General features: G+C 38.4%; 19 protein-coding genes. 14 read left to right on the forward strand and 5 right to left on the reverse strand.

What is annotated here, in order from left to right; all coding sequences use genetic code 11:
- The first annotated feature begins 166 nt into the window (after nucleotides 1-166).
- Nucleotides 167-1,099: a hypothetical protein gene (locus tag ACTSKG_RS14030; protein ID WP_464758039.1), complete on the forward strand. Its 933-nt coding sequence runs from the start codon at nucleotides 167-169 to the stop codon at nucleotides 1,097-1,099.
- A 127-nt stretch (nucleotides 1,100-1,226) separates the two neighbouring features.
- Here the strand turns inward: ACTSKG_RS14030 and ACTSKG_RS14035 are convergent, their stop codons facing one another.
- The 3 genes from ACTSKG_RS14035 to ACTSKG_RS14045 form a co-directional block, all read right to left on the reverse strand.
- The gene (locus ACTSKG_RS14035) at nucleotides 1,227-1,739 is read right to left on the reverse strand and encodes a site-2 protease family protein (protein ID WP_464755175.1); all 513 of its coding nucleotides are present in this window, start codon (nucleotides 1,737-1,739) and stop codon (nucleotides 1,227-1,229) included.
- A gap of 147 nt (nucleotides 1,740-1,886) precedes the next feature.
- A complete protein-coding gene (locus ACTSKG_RS14040) occupies nucleotides 1,887-2,270 on the reverse strand; it encodes a hypothetical protein (protein WP_464755177.1) in 384 nt (127 codons plus the stop codon).
- 629 nt (nucleotides 2,271-2,899) lie between these two features.
- The gene (locus ACTSKG_RS14045) at nucleotides 2,900-4,144 is read right to left on the reverse strand and encodes an aminopeptidase (protein ID WP_464755178.1); all 1,245 of its coding nucleotides are present in this window, start codon (nucleotides 4,142-4,144) and stop codon (nucleotides 2,900-2,902) included.
- Between the two features lie 150 nt (nucleotides 4,145-4,294).
- Between ACTSKG_RS14045 and ACTSKG_RS14050 the strand changes: the two genes are divergently transcribed.
- Nucleotides 4,295-4,765 carry a DinB family protein gene (locus tag ACTSKG_RS14050; RefSeq protein WP_464755179.1) on the forward strand — a complete coding sequence of 157 codons (471 nt, stop codon included), beginning with the start codon at nucleotides 4,295-4,297 and terminating at the stop codon, nucleotides 4,763-4,765.
- A 53-nt stretch (nucleotides 4,766-4,818) separates the two neighbouring features.
- Here the strand turns inward: ACTSKG_RS14050 and ACTSKG_RS14055 are convergent, their stop codons facing one another.
- Both ACTSKG_RS14055 and ACTSKG_RS14060 read right to left on the reverse strand, forming a co-directional pair.
- Nucleotides 4,819-5,385 (reverse strand): NADPH-dependent FMN reductase, encoded by a 567-nt coding sequence (locus ACTSKG_RS14055; RefSeq protein WP_464755180.1) that lies wholly within the window; start codon nucleotides 5,383-5,385, stop codon nucleotides 4,819-4,821.
- Nucleotides 5,386-5,397: 12 nt separating this feature from the next.
- Nucleotides 5,398-6,456: an LLM class flavin-dependent oxidoreductase gene (locus tag ACTSKG_RS14060; protein ID WP_464755181.1), complete on the reverse strand. Its 1,059-nt coding sequence runs from the start codon at nucleotides 6,454-6,456 to the stop codon at nucleotides 5,398-5,400.
- 142 nt (nucleotides 6,457-6,598) lie between these two features.
- Here ACTSKG_RS14060 and ACTSKG_RS14065 point away from each other — a divergent pair, with 142 nt between their 5' ends.
- The 12 genes from ACTSKG_RS14065 (at nucleotide 6,599) to ACTSKG_RS14120 (ending at nucleotide 16,067) form a co-directional block, all read left to right on the forward strand.
- On the forward strand, nucleotides 6,599-6,946 hold the full coding sequence (locus tag ACTSKG_RS14065) for a winged helix-turn-helix transcriptional regulator (protein WP_464755182.1): 348 nt from the start codon (nucleotides 6,599-6,601) through the stop codon (nucleotides 6,944-6,946).
- Between the two features lie 301 nt (nucleotides 6,947-7,247).
- Nucleotides 7,248-8,561 carry a phenylacetate--CoA ligase family protein gene (locus ACTSKG_RS14070; protein ID WP_464758040.1) on the forward strand — a complete coding sequence of 438 codons (1,314 nt, stop codon included), beginning with the start codon at nucleotides 7,248-7,250 and terminating at the stop codon, nucleotides 8,559-8,561.
- 25 nt (nucleotides 8,562-8,586) lie between these two features.
- Complete coding sequence (locus ACTSKG_RS14075) at nucleotides 8,587-9,609, forward strand: NAD(P)/FAD-dependent oxidoreductase (protein WP_464755183.1); 1,023 nt, start codon at nucleotides 8,587-8,589, stop codon at nucleotides 9,607-9,609.
- 24 nt (nucleotides 9,610-9,633) lie between these two features.
- On the forward strand, nucleotides 9,634-9,873 hold the full coding sequence (locus ACTSKG_RS14080) for a ferredoxin (RefSeq protein WP_464755184.1): 240 nt from the start codon (nucleotides 9,634-9,636) through the stop codon (nucleotides 9,871-9,873).
- A 123-nt stretch (nucleotides 9,874-9,996) separates the two neighbouring features.
- Nucleotides 9,997-10,950, forward strand: a complete 954-nt coding sequence (gene paaA, locus ACTSKG_RS14085; RefSeq protein WP_464755185.1) for a 1,2-phenylacetyl-CoA epoxidase subunit PaaA — start codon at nucleotides 9,997-9,999, stop codon at nucleotides 10,948-10,950.
- 18 nt (nucleotides 10,951-10,968) lie between these two features.
- Nucleotides 10,969-11,316: a 1,2-phenylacetyl-CoA epoxidase subunit PaaB gene (paaB, locus tag ACTSKG_RS14090; protein WP_464755186.1), complete on the forward strand. Its 348-nt coding sequence runs from the start codon at nucleotides 10,969-10,971 to the stop codon at nucleotides 11,314-11,316.
- Entirely contained in the window at nucleotides 11,313-12,125 is an 813-nt protein-coding gene (gene paaC / locus ACTSKG_RS14095) for a 1,2-phenylacetyl-CoA epoxidase subunit PaaC (RefSeq protein WP_464755187.1), read from the forward strand. The genes paaB and paaC overlap by 4 nt, the downstream gene beginning before the upstream one ends.
- A 26-nt stretch (nucleotides 12,126-12,151) precedes the next feature.
- A complete protein-coding gene (gene paaD, locus ACTSKG_RS14100) occupies nucleotides 12,152-12,652 on the forward strand; it encodes a 1,2-phenylacetyl-CoA epoxidase subunit PaaD (RefSeq protein WP_464755188.1) in 501 nt (166 codons plus the stop codon).
- Nucleotides 12,653-12,668: 16 nt separating this feature from the next.
- Nucleotides 12,669-12,971 (forward strand): EthD family reductase, encoded by a 303-nt coding sequence (locus ACTSKG_RS14105; protein ID WP_464755190.1) that lies wholly within the window; start codon nucleotides 12,669-12,671, stop codon nucleotides 12,969-12,971.
- Entirely contained in the window at nucleotides 12,971-13,747 is a 777-nt protein-coding gene (locus tag ACTSKG_RS14110) for an enoyl-CoA hydratase/isomerase family protein (RefSeq protein ID WP_464755191.1), read from the forward strand. The genes ACTSKG_RS14105 and ACTSKG_RS14110 overlap by 1 nt, the downstream gene beginning before the upstream one ends.
- A gap of 14 nt (nucleotides 13,748-13,761) precedes the next feature.
- The gene (locus ACTSKG_RS14115; RefSeq protein ID WP_464755193.1) at nucleotides 13,762-14,535 is read left to right on the forward strand and encodes an enoyl-CoA hydratase-related protein; all 774 of its coding nucleotides are present in this window, start codon (nucleotides 13,762-13,764) and stop codon (nucleotides 14,533-14,535) included.
- A 14-nt stretch (nucleotides 14,536-14,549) separates the two neighbouring features.
- On the forward strand, nucleotides 14,550-16,067 hold the full coding sequence (locus tag ACTSKG_RS14120) for an aldehyde dehydrogenase family protein (RefSeq protein ID WP_464755194.1): 1,518 nt from the start codon (nucleotides 14,550-14,552) through the stop codon (nucleotides 16,065-16,067).
- Nucleotides 16,068-16,119 lie beyond the last annotated feature (52 nt).

A 16,119-nucleotide genomic window follows, 5' to 3' on the forward strand; every position in this document is an offset into this window, starting at 1 on the left:
TACAAGGAAATAGTTAAACAAGATGAAGAAAATTTCTTAAAAACATAATCCCTGATTACCGGTTTTAGGCCAGAACCCACCTTCTTTAAAAGAACTTCCTGAAAAAACTCTTTTTTGTATAGAGCATATGTTATAGATAATATAAGAAAAGGGGAGTTGCAAAGTGATGTTTATAAAGCGTTTTGGATTTAAAAAGCGCGATACATCCATTTATTTTATGGGGGCGGTAAGTCAAAAACAACAGCTAGTCCAAAGTGAAAACAAAAACGAAAAAGAAATTTATCATAAAGTAGATGTTGAAAAATATTTTCGACCATCCTGTCGTGTCATCTTGAATGACCGATTATTCGGCTATCAATTTTTCGGGAACTATTATGATAAAACCTATGATAAAATCAGTCTTTCACCGTTCTTGATGGATACTCCGGAAAATATGCTTCTCAATTATTTCAGCATTTTAAGGGAAGCTGAAAATCTAACAAGCAAACTTATTTCAGGTTGCGGTACAGTAGGAGAGGCGAAGATTCCATTTCCGATCGCATACAATTTCTTCACTAAAGATTATAAACAAAAAGTCTCCTATTCAACTTATCTTTCGTCTTTCGAAGGAATCGGGCATACGAATCTAATAAAATTATATAAACTTCCAACTCAAAATAACGACCAACAGATTCAATTCTTCATCGAACTTGAAACGATTAACGGGACACTGAAGGGCATTTCCGCATTCCAATATCATTACGGCACTGTTTCAATTCTAAAGGAAGAGAGTAATTACAAAATAGATAACATCACATTGATCGGTGAAGATTTTCTGTGTGCTGCATACCATGGTTGGAGGCAACACGGTGAAGATGTAGTAGATGTGGAATATGGTAATTGGTGCAAGCTAATTAAAAAAAGATTGCCAACTAAAATGGATGGTTATGTAAAAACCATTGATGTAATCGGGACGGATGGGAATGACTATCGATTCATCTTCGTTCAATTAACGAACGATACCGATGTGCTAATCTCTCAATTAATAAAAAGGAAACAAGGGATGTGGGAAGCGGTGAAGATAGATCCAACTAGATGTGGAGAAATCAAAAAGCAATGATATTGTAAAGCTATGCTGAAGATGGTGAGTCAATTAGGGTGCCAAGTTCCAAACCAATTCAGAATTCAATGAGAACCTGGTACCCCACTTTATATTATCCTTTTAAGAAAAATGATTCATTGTGAAGTTATTTATGATTTGTATTATACTGCCGCATTTTTTTAACTGTATTAATAAATCTTAACCCATCTGTATCATAGCCAGCCAAGTGTTTTTCGTATGATGGATATTTATAAGGTAGTGCTGTTGATATAAATACTATTAGATTTATGAGGGAAAATAGAATTAATGTAGAGTTAAATGCCCCAAAAATAAAAGAAAAAGAATAAGATAGTATACAACATAATAAAGAGAATAAAGGACCTGCACTATCAATTATCAGTCTTTGTTTATTTGTTAATGGAGGTATATCTTCCGGATTAGAAATAAAAAAAAATCCTGAATTAGCTATTGTTAAATGAAAATGAATTCTTTTGAAATATATATTTAACTTTTTCTCCTTACTTCTTGATCCTAAAAAGATTTCTGCTATAGCATTTTTAGTTGAAGTTAAAATTCCAATTGCATGACCTATTTCGTGAAATAGAACTGCAAGTGGTAATAAAATAAATAAACTAATAATCGCGACAAAAAACTGCAATACATTTCCCCCTCCACTCTACCTCTATATTAACGGCGCGTTTGAAACGATTCTAGGTAATTCATCTTCTGAATATTGATAACCCTTAGATAAACCGAGGGTAGATATAGCAAATATTATTGATAGTCCTAAAAAAACTTTTTATTTTCATTGTAAGTCCTCCCAGTGTTTTATCCCTTTTAAATTTTTGTATGCCTCATTAGATTTTTGAAAACTTATTGCTGCTAGTTTATACTTTGACATTTTCATATAATTTACAGCAATTAAAAGGTAATACTTATATATATTTTTAAAATCGGAAACTTTTTCGAAATAATTGATAGCGTTCAAGCAAGAATTTTCAAAGTTAAGGTTCTCATGAAGGGATTTATATACTTCAATTTGGAGTAAATAGGTAATATGTAACGGTGTATCGTCTTCCTTTAAAATTAACTCTTTTGCTTGTTTACATAAATCAATTACAATATTTGAGCGAGTCAATTTAGAATTTTCTTTTATCACTTGTACTTTTTCTTTCTCACTGTATCCCATTTTCCCTAGCAATGCTGCCGGGACGGGATTGTCAGATCGAATATATTCACCCCATTTCTTTTAAGCAATTCGAGCATGAGATAGTTAAATGTCAATACATGAAGAAATGAAAAGGAAAACGTGAATTCGTCTGTTCGGTTCGATTTTGGCTGGAATTTATGTAGAACAATCCTATCAAATGGAATTATTCAAAAGTCCTGTATTAAAGCTAGACAGCCCCGGCCAGTTGAAGAACTCTACGTTGAAATTATAAGTCCATTAAATTAGTAATTGAGTTAATTTCATAAATAGCATGTAATTTTTAAAACGCGAACAATCCTTAATTTATTTATTGGAGCGACAGGCAGCGACTCCAGCGGGATGAGTGAGACAGATGAGACATTACAAACGACGCGAATGCGGCGGTGATGGCTCATCGCTCACCCCGCGGAAAGCGTCTGCCTATAGCGGAAATCATGCTGATTTATGAAGAATATATTATACATTTCACTTTAATATTGTTCTTGTTATACTCTAAATTTGAATTATGAAATTGATTCAATTATGTATTAGAAAAAGCCCAAGGAGCTAGCTTCAAAAAATGAAGCTGTATCCCTTGGACTTTTGCAATTACTTTATATAAAGAAAGTCTAAAATGCCCAGTCTCCATTACGGAAGATTGGAACGATAGTGCCATCTTGTTTGATGCCATCAATATCCATCTTGTCAGATCCAATCATGAAGTCAACATGAACAATGGAAGTGTTCATGCCATTCTTTAATAATTCTTCTTGGCTCATTTTTGTACCGCCTTCAATCGTTGTAGGGTAAGCTGCGCCGATTGCTAAGTGATTGGATGCATTTTCATCAAATAGTGTATTAAAGAAAGTAACCCCCGATTGAGAAATTGGAGATGGGTCTGGAACGAGTGCTACTTCACCTAGTCCTGTACCACCTTCGTTGTCAAAAACTAATTTTTTAATTGTTTCATCGCCTTTTTCAGCAGAAATTTCTACGATTTTGCCATCTTTAAAGTGCACTTCAATACCTTCAATTAGTGTACCAGCATAGCTTAGCGGTTTCGTGCTTCGTACCACACCTTCCATACGATGTGTATCAGGAGCAGTGAAAACCTCTTCCGTAGGCATGTTAGCAATAAACTCTTCGCCTTTAGGATTATAACTTTCAGCGCAAGCCCAAATATGGTTTTTTGGTAAACCTAAAGTTAAATCAGTACCTGGTGCAGTGTAGTGTAAAGCATCAAATTGTGCTTCATTCAATTTCGCTGCTTTTTCATTCAATATTTTCTTATGTTCATCCCAGGCAGCAATTGGATCTTCTGCATACACGCGACTAGATTTGAAGATTTGGTCCCATAATGCATCAACTTGTTCTTCGGAAGTTGCCAAGTTAGGGAATACTTGAGCAGCCCAACCAGCTCCAGCGGCAGCAGCCACAGTCCATTTCAAGTCGTCATTTTGAGTTGCCTTGCGTTGTGCTTGGAATGCCTTTCCAGCTACGTTTTGGTAGGCTGCAATTTTAGCCGGATCAACTTCATTTAGAAGACCAGGATCACTTGAAACTATAGAAAGACGGCTTACGCGATGATTCAAAACATGGTCTTCGGATTCTTGAATTTCGTAATCAGGAATGTCGGTTAACACTTCTATAGGTTGGTGTAAATAATGTAGTTTGCTAATTTCATCATCGGACCATTTGATAATGACCTTTTCAGCGCCTAAATTATAAGCCTCTTTGGTGATTAATTGAGCTAATGGAGCTTGATCGACAGTGATGGTCATTTTAACCCAATCACCGGGTTGTACATTGATTCCTTTTGCAACTAGTAGTTTTGCATATTTTTGTAAGTTCTCTTTAAAGTTAGGTAACATCATTTTTCCTCCAATAATTTGTCGTTATTAACTATTCTAGCATGCTCAAACTAAAACATCTTTATTTAAATGTAAAAAGTGTCTGAATGTTGCGCCCAATATACCTGTTAACTATGATAGAAATGGAAATCTATTTAAATAGGAGTGATATGTTTGTATCGTAAAGTAGAGGATTTTATAGAAGATTGGACAACCTCAGCAGAAGGAACATTGAATGTTTTCAAAGCGATGACAAATGATAAGTTAGACCAAGCGATTGTTGAAGGACATAATACACTTGGTTGGTTAGCGTGGCATTTAGTTGGTGCTGCAGGAGCGTTTGGTCATTTTGCAGGCTTAGAAATTCCAGGTCCTGGGCGAGATGAGGCGATGCCAACAGATGTATCAGAAATTGTAAAGGCTTATGAAAAGGCTGTGGGTGCATATAAAACAGAGGCGGCTAAGCTGACAGATGAAATGTTGTTGGAAGAAATCTCTGGATTTGTTGGGCCAATAGCTCGTGGAAAATTTTTACGTGGCTTAATTGACCATCAAACACATCACCGTGGTCAGATGACAGTTTTACTACGTCAAGCAGGTCTCACAGTTCCTGGAGTTTTGGGACCAACAAAAGAAATGCAATAATTTTAGATGCCGGTTCTAACCAAACTTAGAACCTGGCACCTTACATTTAAACTTTAAAAACTATACTCTGCTTCTTTTTCTTCACGAATTCTTGTATAAGTTTCGGTTAATACAATCGTATTTTCCACTAAGCGTTCAATTCGGAAGAGCACGTCATCATTCACAATTTCTTTACGATGGAAGTCTTTTTCCTCGATGAATACATACGTTTGAACAATTTGTGCTTTCATATAAGCTAAAACCGGTTTTAGTTGTTGCTCAGCAATTAAGTAGTGCTTTGGAGAGCCGGCTGTTACAAGCATGCTAACGATTTTATCGCGAAAAGCATTTACTGGAAGTAAATCAAAAATGTTCTTTAATGTTGCAGGAATAGATGCCTGGAAAATCGGTGTTCCGATAATAATAGCATCTGCTTCCATTATCGTTGTAGCTATATACCCTGTATCGCCTTCATAGTCCAAGTAATTGCGTCCATCGCTAAATTGTACGTCATACTCAGCTAAATCTATTAATTTCACTTCTGTGTCTGGATAATTCTCTATAATTGATTTTAATGTGTAGTTCATGGCGGTGCGTGTTTTTGAGCCAACTCTTGAACCAGATAATCCAACAATTTTCATGTTAGACGCCTCCTATTTCTTTGCTGTATATTTTTTAATAGCTGGTAAAATTTCTGTGCCTATAAGCTCGATATTTTTGATTAATTTTTCAAATGGCACACCACCAAAGTCCATTTGCGCTATATAACGCTGATGACCGAATAACTCATGCTGATAGAGAATCTTTTCGATTATTTGCTGCGGACTACCAATATTCATTACATCGCGTGTATCTGCACCTTGTACAAAATGTTGTTTTGGATAGCCCCTACCGTTAATTAGCTGCATCCCTTGGTTAACATGAGGAAATGCCTCGCTCTGTGCCTGTTGTGTAGTTTCGGCAGCATAGAAAAATCCCGCTGTTGCAACTGGTAGAGTAGCTGAATCAAAACCGCTTTGTTTGGAAGCCTCACGATATGCGTCGATCGATGTCTTAAAGCTAGTAGCAGGACCACCTAATGTAGCAAGCATCATCGGAACTCCAGCATAGCCAGCTTTAATAGCGCTAGCAGGGGGTCCACCAACTGCACGCCAAATGGGCAACGAGCCGTTTTGTGGACGCGGAATGACCCTTGCATTGTTTAATGGAGCGCGGAATTGCCCACTCCAATTGACAATTTCCTCTTTATTAATCTTCAATAACAGCTCAAACTTTTCCTCAAATAACTCCTCATAGTCGCGAACATTATAGCCCAATAGTTCAAAGAGACCTATTCGCGAAGCACGACCAGCAATAATTTCTGTACGACCTTTAGAAATCAAATCAATCGTCGCAAAATCCTCATAGACACGAACAGGATCAGACGTACTGATAATCGTAGAGGAGCTCGCGATTTTAATTTTACTTGTAGCTTGAGCGATTGCTGCTAACACTACAGAATGTGCTTGTGTTGCAAAATACTCCTGATGACTTTCGCCTACACTAAAAAAATCAATACCTGCTTGCTCCGCTATCTGAGCTAATTCAATAATTTCATGAATACGCTGCTCTGCAGAAATGCGCTCTCCTGTATGAGGGTTTGGGATATGGTCTCCTAATGTATAAAGTCCGAATTCTAGACCCTTACTTTGATCAATACGATATTTTTCCATTTACTTCTCAACCCTTCTAGTTTTATATTGGATACTTTTCTTTTTTGTTTACAATGCTATTATGACTTGAAACATCATTTTATATAAGTACGCACTTCAAAGTGGTATAGTATACAAAATGATACTGAGGAGAGAATAAAACGTGGAAATGCAACCCGAACTATGTCGAGTAGAAGATGCCTTAGGGATTTTAGTAGGGAAATGGAAACCAATAATTTTATTAACCCTTTTGCAGGAAGGTACGCAAAGATTTAGTGAACTAAAACGGAAAGTGCCAGGTATTACACAGAAAATGCTAACAAACCAATTGCGTGAGTTAGAAGCAGAGGATATTATTTCACGCAAAATATATCCTCAGGTACCCCCAAAAGTAGAATATTCTATTACGGAATACGGAAAGAGTCTAGAACCAATTTTAGTAGCGATGCATGAATGGGGAACAGCGCATACATTGCATAAAAACAAAAAGATGAATGGGGAAATAAACTGACCCATCGTAAAAAATAATTCAGTTTACTCACTACAACTGTATAGAAAAATTCAAACACCTCTCCGCTGTTAATTGGAGAGGTGTTTGAATTTTTTTAGAAATACTTTATACATTGAACAGCGATTTATGTTTAATGCAAGAAAGTTAAACTTCGAATTTTCTGAATTTTTTTGTTGACTAATGGAATTTTAGCTATTAATCTAATATCATATTACTAATTATGTATCCATCGTTTATAAAGTGTTATACGCAGATTTATATTACATAATCCGAGGAGGAATGATGTTTGTATAATCCACAAATGGAAACAATGGTGCGCAATGAGATGGAATTTCTTCAACTTAAACGTCTACGAGATACTGTTAGAAATGTTTATGAACAAGTAGCATTTTATCGTAAAAAATTTGAGGAGCTGGGGATTACTCCGGACGATATTCAAAGTTTAGAGGATTTATCCAAATTACCATTTACTAAAAAACAGGACTTACGAGATCAATATCCATTTGGTTTATTCGCAGTACCAAAAGAAGAGATTGTTCGAATACACGGTTCTTCTGGAACGAGCGGGAAACCGACAGTTGTTGGATATACAGCAAAAGATATAGAAATGTGGGCGGAGGTTGTAGCACGTTCGATTGTCGCTGCTGGTGGTAAAAAATCAGATATTTTCCATAATGCGTATGGCTACGGTTTGTTTACAGGAGGAATTGGGCTCCATTACGGCGCGGAAGTTCTTGGTGCAGCCGTTGTACCAATGTCAGGCGGAAACACGGAAAGACAAATTACGCTGATTGAAGATTTTAAGCCTAGGGGCATATGCGGAACGCCTTCATATATGTTGAATATAGCTGAGAAGATGAAGGACAGAGGGATTGATCCAAGGCAGTCTTCCATGGATTATGGAATTTTCGGTGCTGAGCCTTGGTCGGAAGAAATGCGAAAAAAGCTTGAGCAAACGTTCCATTTGAAAGCAATTGATATATATGGATTGAGTGAAATTATAGGACCAGGTGTCTCCGTTGAATGTCATGAAGCACAAAATGGCTTACATGTGCAGGAAGACCATTTTTACATTGAAGTTATTAATCCTGAAACGCTAAAACCGGTTGCTGAAGGGGAAGAAGGGGAACTAGTTTTTACAAGTTTAACAAAGGAAGCCCTCCCAATTATTCGATATCGCACAGGTGATATCTCATCCATCACGCGTGAGAAGTGCAAATGTGGAAGAACTACAACGAGAATGTCGCGCGTGAAAGGTCGAACAGATGACATGATGATTATTCGCGGAGTGAATGTCTTCCCGTCAGAAATTGAACGGGTTCTTTTACAGGTAGAAAATTTAGTGCCGCATTATCAAATTCATTTAATAAGAAAAGACGCGTTGGACTGTGCAGAGCTCCATGTAGAAATTGATAGTACTTTATATGAAATGATTGCTGGTGATTTGAATGATTCGCGAGTAATTCAATTGAAAGGAAAAGTACAGAGTTTAATGAAATCGACCTGTTTAGTTTCGATAGATATCGTATTCAATCGCCCTAAAACGATACCGAGATCAGAAGGAAAAGCGATTCGCGTTGTAGATAAAAGAGATAACAAGGTAATTGGAGTTTAAATACATTTAGTAGGAGGAATTAAATTTGTCTCATAATAAGGATATTTTTGATGTAACTATAATCGGAGGAGGACCGGTTGGCTTATTCACTGCTTTTTATGCTGGCCTTCGAAATATGTCCTGCAAAATAATTGAAAGCCTCCCGCAGCTTGGAGGGCAACTATCAGCACTATATCCGGAAAAGTATATTTACGATGTTGCGGGGTTCCCAAAAATAACAGCACAACAACTCGTCGATAGATTAAAGGAACAAATGACTCAATTTGAACAAACAGTTTGTTTAAATGAAGCGGTGGAAGAGATAGAAAGACAGCAAGATAATTCTTTTAAACTTACGACGAATAAAGAGTCCCATTTTACTAAAACAATCATTATTACTGCTGGAAATGGTGCATTCCAACCGAAGAAGCTAGATCTATCAAATGCTACTAGATTCGAAGAAAGTAATCTACATTATTTCATCAATGATTTACAACAATTTACCGGGAAAAAAGTTCAACTATTTGGTGGTGGAGATTCTGCAGTGGATTGGGCTCTTATGCTGGAGTCGGTTGCGGAAAAAGTAACTTTGGCACATCGCCGTGATAAATTCCGCGCTCATGAACATACAGTGGAAATGTTAATGGCTTCTTCTGTCGATGTCCTGACTCCTTTTGTTCCCGCGGAGTTTATTGGAGAAGAAAAAATAACGCATGTCGTTTTAAACGAAGTGAAAGGTGCAGAAACGAAGGTCATTGCAGTGGACGATGTTATTGTCAATTATGGTTTCGTATCTTCTCTTGGTCCGATTAAAAATTGGGGATTTAATTTGGAGAAAAACAGCATTGTTGTCAATTCAAAAATGGAAACGAATATTCCGGGAATATATGCCGCGGGTGATATTTGCACATATGAAGGAAAAGTAAAGTTGATCGCAAGTGGATTTGGCGAGGCGCCAACAGCGATTAGTAATGCAAAAGTATATATCGACCCAACATCAAAAGTTCAGCCAATCCATAGCACAACTGTGATGGATAAACCTGAGATAAAATCGAAAAAAGTCTACTAAAAAGAAGAAGGAAGGAAGTACATTATGCCTAAGTTTACGATTGTAGATCAGGAAACATGCATTGCATGTGGAGCTTGTGGGGCCAGTGCACCGAACATCTTTGATTATGATGATGAAGGACTTGCGTATGTAATTCTTGATAATAATTTTGGGACGGCTGAAGTACCGGAAGATTTACATGATGATTTGGAAGATGCTTTAGAAGGCTGCCCAACTGAATCTATTAAAATGGCAAACAAGCCAATAATAAAAGAAACGGTATAAAGTAATTCCTGCTAAATTATCAGAATTAACTTGCAACTTATATAACGTCATAATATAATGACGTTATTAAAGTGTTATACCGGATAACAACAATGCATAACTTAAATAGAGGGGTGATTTTACATGTCGAGTGTACAAAGTTCTAAGGAAGAATCACAGCTGGCTCATTTCATGCAGCGAATAGAAGATGGAGACAAGATTGAAGCGGATGATTGGATGCCGGAAGAATACAGATTGACTTTGATTAGATTGATTTCTATGCACGGGATAAGTGAAATAATGGGTGCTCTACCTGAGAAAGAATGGGTTCCTAAAGCTCCTTCTCTTTCTAGGAAGCTTGGCATTATGGCAAAGGTGCAAGATGAAATGGGTCACGGTCAGTTGCTTCTACGTGTAACAGAAGACTTATTGGCACCGTATGGGAAAAACCGTGGGGATTTAATGCAAGACTTATTCAAAGGTGATTTGAAATTCCATAATGTTTTCCATATGGAAACGAAAACATGGGCGGATGCAGGCATTATTGGCTGGCTCGTTGACGGAGCAGCTATTATTACACAAACCAATATGCTTGGTGCTTCATACGGACCATATGCGAGAGCATTGCAACGCATTTGTGCGGAGGAAGTTTTTCATGCACAACATGGCGAATCGATCATCATGGCGCTTGCAGAAGGAACAGATGAGCAAAAAGCGATGATTCAAGAATCTCTGAATCGTTGGTGGGAGGCCCTTCTCATGTTCTTTGGACCAGCAAGTAAAGAAACGACGGGTTCTTCGAAACAAGATTTAACGATTAAATATAAAATCCGAACTAAAACAAACGAAGACTTCAGACAAATATTTTTTGACAAATACATTCCACGTATTTTATCACTTGGACTGACAATTCCGGATTCCACTCTTCATTTCGATGAAGGAAGTAAACTATGGTCTTATAAGCAACCTGATTGGAATGAATTTAAAAAAATCATTAAAAACGGAGGACCGCGTTCACAAGCACGCCTGAACTTACGCCGATCTTCGTACGAAAATAATGCATGGGTACGCGAGGCACTAAGTAAAGCGATCAATTAGAGAAAGGGGTCAGGATAAATGGCGGATGATAAAACATTTTATCAAGAATATGAAGTTTTTAGTAAGCGAACGCCAAGCTCTGCATTCCAGCACCAATTTAGCTTACTAGCACCAAATGAAGATATGGCATTTATTTTGGCACAGGAAAATTTCATGCGCCGCGAACCGGTTGCTGACATTTGGATTGTGAATCGTAAGAATATCCGAAAGATGGATGTAGAAGAAAAAAAGACTCTAGGCAGGTTGGATAATAAAGATTATCGTACGACAAAAGGTTACGGCTACTTAAAGAAAAAATGGCGTCAATATGAGCAGCAAATACTGGATGAAAAAGAGATTCTGTCATGGGGAGGAGAACGTAAATGATCGAAAACGATTCTATCATGAGCCCTGAATATAAAGAAGCGATAACGAACCTACTATTCCAACTGGCCGATGATGATTTTTTGTATGCTTACCGAGGATCAGAATGGCTCGGACTTGCTCCTCATATTGAGGAAGACGTAGCATCTTCGTCCATTAGCCAAGACAGTATGGGGCATGCAGCAATGTACTATAAACTCCTAGAAGATTTAGGAGTGGGTAATGCCGATGACCTTGCCCATTTGCGTCAGGCACATGAAAGAAGGAACAGCATTTTAACAGAACGAGTGAACGGGGAAGGCTATTATATGGAAACACCTCAATATGACTGGGCCTATCAAGTGGTAAGAAGTTACTTTTACACGCAAGCTAAAAAAGTGAAAATTGATTCGTTAAGTGAAAGTTCTTATAGCCCAATTGCAGAAGCGGCAGTAAAAGTGAAAATGGAACTTTATTATCATAGATTACATTGGGAAACATGGTTTAAACAATTACTAAGCTCTACGGATGTAGCAAAAAAGAAAATGAACGATGCAATAGAGCTCGTTATGGGTGATTTTGGAGATGTATTTTCTTATGGAAACCAAAAACAAGTAATTGAAACTAGTAGATTAATAGCAAGTGAAGAAATGTTGAAAGAAAAATGGAGAGCGAATATTGAACCAGTATTTAGTTTTCTTCAAATGAAAGTACCGACGATTCCAGATCGGGCTACTAGAAACGGACGGAACGGCGAACATACAAAAGACTTGGATGAAGCATTACTTACGCTTTCTGAGGTTTACAAACTTGACTCAGTAGCAGTCTGGTAATCCGAAAATGGAAAGAGGTGAACTGAATGACTGCATCTGTAGAAATTTCTGTCGGGCGCGTATTAGAAATACTTAAAAATGTAAATGACCCGGAAATTGACTCAATCAGCATAGTAGATCTTGGTATGGTGGGAGAAGTCACTACAGAAGGAAATAACATAAAAGTAGTTCTACTTCCGACTTTTTTAGGGTGTCCTGCACTCGAAATTATAAAAAAGAATACGATAAATGCTTTAAAAAAACTTCCAGAAGTGAACGAAGTCGAAGTGGAATTCGTCTTTCATCCGCCGTGGACGTCTGACCGAATAACGGAACAAGGACATGTGAATTTAAGGAAGTTTGGAATTGCTCCTCCACCCCGTCACTTGGAAGAGGACGGCTCCTGGCATGTTGATTGTGCGTATTGTGGATCTACTTATGTAACGATGGAAAATATTTTTGGACCTACAGCATGCAGAAGTATTTTGTACTGTAAAAGCTGTAAAAATGTTTTCGAAGCAATGAAACCTGTTTCTACTTTAATGTGAAGTGAGGAGAAGAAAAATGGCTAAATTAATCGCGTTATACAAACATCCTGAAAACAAAGAGGCTTTTGATGATCATTATTTCAACGTGCATGCACCACTTACAGCAAAAATTCCTGGTCTTCGAGAGATGAAAGTGACGAAAGTGACAGGATCTCCGATGGGGGGAGAAGGAAAGTACTATCTCACATGTGAGATGCATTACGATAGTTTGGATGCATTGCAAGAAGGCCTACGTTCACCTGAAGGAAGAGCATCTGGCAAGGACTTGATGGGATTTGCAGGCGATCTTGTTACTTTAATGATCGGTGAGGAAGCGTAATGAACAGTTTCGAATTCATTGAAACCTCCTTAACGGGAAACGTAGGGGTTATTGAACTAAATCGTCCCCGCCAGTTAAACTCATTGAATCGGAAAATGGTAAATGAAATTGTCGTTGCAATGGAAGGGTTTGACCAAGATGAAAAAGCTCGTGTTATCGTACTTACCGGCAAAGGGCGTGCTTTTTCAGCGGGAGCAGATATAGATGAAATGATGGATGATAATCCTATTAGCCTGGAACAATTAAATCAGTTTGCTGATTGGGATCGTTTTGCACTCATAAAAAAACCAATTATAGGTGCGGTTAAAGGGTTCGTTTTCGGGGGTGGATTTGAGCTTGCACTTTGCTGTGATTTATTAATCGCTGCAAGCGGTACAGAATTTTCATTTCCAGAAGTTGGCCTTGGGGTGATGCCCGGGGCAGGAGGAACGCAACGGCTGACGAAACTTGCTGGACGTACAAAAGCGCTAGAGTGGCTTTGGACTGGAGAGCGTATTTCTGCGGAAACGGCTCTTAAACACGCAGTCATCAATAAAATTGTTGCTCCTGAACTATTAATGGAAGAAACGATGAAATTCGCGGATCGACTTTCTAAACAGCCGCCTCTCTCATTGCGCCTCATTAAAGATTCGGTCAACAAAGCAGTGGATTATTCTTTATATGAAGGAATGCAATATGAACGAAAAAACTTCTACCTACTTTTCGGTACACAAGACCAAAAAGAAGGTATGAATGCATTTGTAGAAAAAAGAAAACCGAATTATAAAGGGAAGTAAGGAGGTTGTTGCATGTGTTTGAAACGATCCGTTATGACGTTAAAGACGGTATTGCATGGCTTTATTTAAATAGACCGGACAAATTGAATGCATTTATCGCACAAATGAATCGGGAAGTGAAAGACGCAATCAAAGCCGCTACGTTTGATGAACAAGTTCGTTGTATTGTCATTTCAGGCGAAGGACGTGCATTTTGTTCTGGTCAGGATTTAGCAGAAGTCGATGAGAATATGGATCACGGTCAAGTGTTAAGAGACTACTACGGACCGATGATAAAGCAAATTAGACAATGTGAAAAGCCAATTGTCGCAGCGGTAAATGGGGTAGCTGCCGGAGCAGGATTCAGCCTAGCGCTCGCTTGTGACTTCCGACTTGTTTCGGAACGTGCCAGCTTTTTGAACGCTTTTATACATGTTGGCCTCATTCCAGATTCGGGTAATCTTTATTATTTAACACAGTTAGTTGGCCAGTCTAAAGCTGCGGAACTATCTATCTTGGGAGAAAAAGTGACAGCTGCTGATGCAGTAGCAATTGGTCTAGCGAATCGACTAATTTCATTGGAGACTTGGCAAGAAGGCGTTTCCGCATTTGCAGCAAGCCTCGCTTCTCAACCAACAAAAGCAATCGGATTAATCAAACGGTCCCTGAAAGCGGTTACGGAACTTTCTTTTGAAGACTACTTGGAGCAAGAAGCACAAGGGCAGCGAATTGCTGGTCTGACAAATGATCACCGAGAAGGTGTCCGTGCATTTATGGAAAAAAGAAAACCTGTTTTTTCAGGAAAATAAGGAGAGCTGAGCACATGACAACAATTGGTGAAAGTAAAATGGAGCAAGAAGCGATGAAACGAGAATTTTATCATTTGATTATTAACGGAGAAAAAGTAAAAAGCAGCACAGGTGAAACGATAAAGACATTTAATCCGGCAACAGGTGAACTCGTAGCGGAAGTTGCAAAAGCTTCAAAAGAAGATGCTGAAAAAGCTGTTGCAGCTGCTCGTGATGCGTTTGATAATGGCAAGTGGAAAAAGTCTACAATTGGTCGACGTGCGCAAGTATTGAATAAAATTGCAGCAATAATGCGTGCTCGTTTCAATGAACTTGTTGAATTGGAAATTCTTGATACTGGTAAATCTCTTCACGCAGCGCAAGGTCAAGTTTCACAAGCAATTGAGGATTTTGAGTTTTATGCTGGTGCAATTGTTGGCCACCGAGGAACAGTTAACAATGTCCCAGGACAATTCCACAACTACACGGAGAAGGAGCCTGTTGGTGTTTGCGCGCAAATCATACCATGGAATTACCCACTCATGATGGCAGCATGGAAAGTAGCTCCTGCGATTGCAGTTGGTTGTTCTGTAATTGTAAAACCGGCATCACTTACTCCACTTACTGCTATTATTCTTGGGGAAATTTGCCTTGAAGCAGGTGTCCCTGCAGGCGTAGTAAATGTCCTTCCAGGCTCGGGATCTGACATTGGGAATTTTTTAGTGGAGCATCCACAAGTTGATAAGGTTGCATTCACTGGTTCAACTCCTATTGGGAAAGATATTATGGGTAAGGCATCTCAAACGCTAAAACGGGTTACACTTGAGCTTGGTGGAAAATCACCGAACCTCGTATTTGAAGATGCTGATATTGAAGCTGCAGTAGATGGCTCTTTATTTGGTATTTTCTACAACTCGGGTCAATCATGTGAAGCCCGTTCTCGTTTATATGTTCACGAAGACATTTACGATGAATTTATGAGCAAGTTTGTTGAAAAAACGAAAAAGCTACAGCTAGGAAATCCATTTGATAAAGGTACTCATGTCGGCGCAATTATAGATCAAGGTCAACTGGATACAATAGATGGTTACGTCCAATCTGCTAGAAAAGAAGGAGCAGAAATTCTTGTTGGCGGTAATGTTGCAAAGCCAGAAGGATACGAAAATGGATTCTGGTATGAGCCGACGATTATTGGCAACGTAGATCACAATATGACGGTTGTTAAAGAAGAAATTTTCGGTCCTGTTGTCGTTGTGATGAAATTTAAAGATGAAAAAGAAGCTATACGACTAGCGAACGATACTGAGTTTGGGTTAGGTTCAGCCATATGGTCCAAAGATGGTGCACGTGCAACACGTGTCGCAAATCAAATCCAGGCAGGAATTGTTATGGTAAACTGTCCATTTTCAGCATTCCCTGGGACGCCATTTGGTGGCTACAAGCAATCTGGATTCGGACGCGAGTTATGTATCGAGACACTAGATCTCTACTCTGAAACGAAGAGTATTTTAGCATACTATGGCAGTCGTCCACTAAATCCGTTCGGACTGTAAAAATAGAGTAGGATTACGGACAGGGATTGTTAAAAACCCTGTCCGTCTTCTT

It is taken from the genome of Psychrobacillus syltrankelensis, from assembly GCF_055454035.1.

What these genes read in the sequence shown, in the direction of transcription:
- ACTSKG_RS14045 (WP_464755178.1), bottom strand. Translation starts at nt 4,144, where the DNA reads ATGATGTTACCTAACTTTAAAGAGAACTTACAAAAATATGCAAAACTA.
- ACTSKG_RS14110 (WP_464755191.1), top strand. Translation starts at nt 12,971, where the DNA reads ATGAACAGTTTCGAATTCATTGAAACCTCCTTAACGGGAAACGTAGGG.
- paaB (WP_464755186.1), top strand. Translation starts at nt 10,969, where the DNA reads ATGGCGGATGATAAAACATTTTATCAAGAATATGAAGTTTTTAGTAAG.
- ACTSKG_RS14055 (WP_464755180.1), bottom strand. Translation starts at nt 5,385, where the DNA reads ATGAAAATTGTTGGATTATCTGGTTCAAGAGTTGGCTCAAAAACACGC.
- ACTSKG_RS14070 (WP_464758040.1), top strand. Translation starts at nt 7,248, where the DNA reads ATGGAAACAATGGTGCGCAATGAGATGGAATTTCTTCAACTTAAACGT.
- ACTSKG_RS14120 (WP_464755194.1), top strand. Translation starts at nt 14,550, where the DNA reads ATGACAACAATTGGTGAAAGTAAAATGGAGCAAGAAGCGATGAAACGA.
- paaD (WP_464755188.1), top strand. Translation starts at nt 12,152, where the DNA reads ATGACTGCATCTGTAGAAATTTCTGTCGGGCGCGTATTAGAAATACTT.
- paaC (WP_464755187.1), top strand. Translation starts at nt 11,313, where the DNA reads ATGATCGAAAACGATTCTATCATGAGCCCTGAATATAAAGAAGCGATA.
- ACTSKG_RS14080 (WP_464755184.1), top strand. Translation starts at nt 9,634, where the DNA reads ATGCCTAAGTTTACGATTGTAGATCAGGAAACATGCATTGCATGTGGA.
- paaA (WP_464755185.1), top strand. Translation starts at nt 9,997, where the DNA reads ATGTCGAGTGTACAAAGTTCTAAGGAAGAATCACAGCTGGCTCATTTC.
- ACTSKG_RS14030 (WP_464758039.1), top strand. Translation starts at nt 167, where the DNA reads ATGTTTATAAAGCGTTTTGGATTTAAAAAGCGCGATACATCCATTTAT.
- ACTSKG_RS14040 (WP_464755177.1), bottom strand. Translation starts at nt 2,270, where the DNA reads ATGGGATACAGTGAGAAAGAAAAAGTACAAGTGATAAAAGAAAATTCT.
- ACTSKG_RS14105 (WP_464755190.1), top strand. Translation starts at nt 12,669, where the DNA reads ATGGCTAAATTAATCGCGTTATACAAACATCCTGAAAACAAAGAGGCT.
- ACTSKG_RS14060 (WP_464755181.1), bottom strand. Translation starts at nt 6,456, where the DNA reads ATGGAAAAATATCGTATTGATCAAAGTAAGGGTCTAGAATTCGGACTT.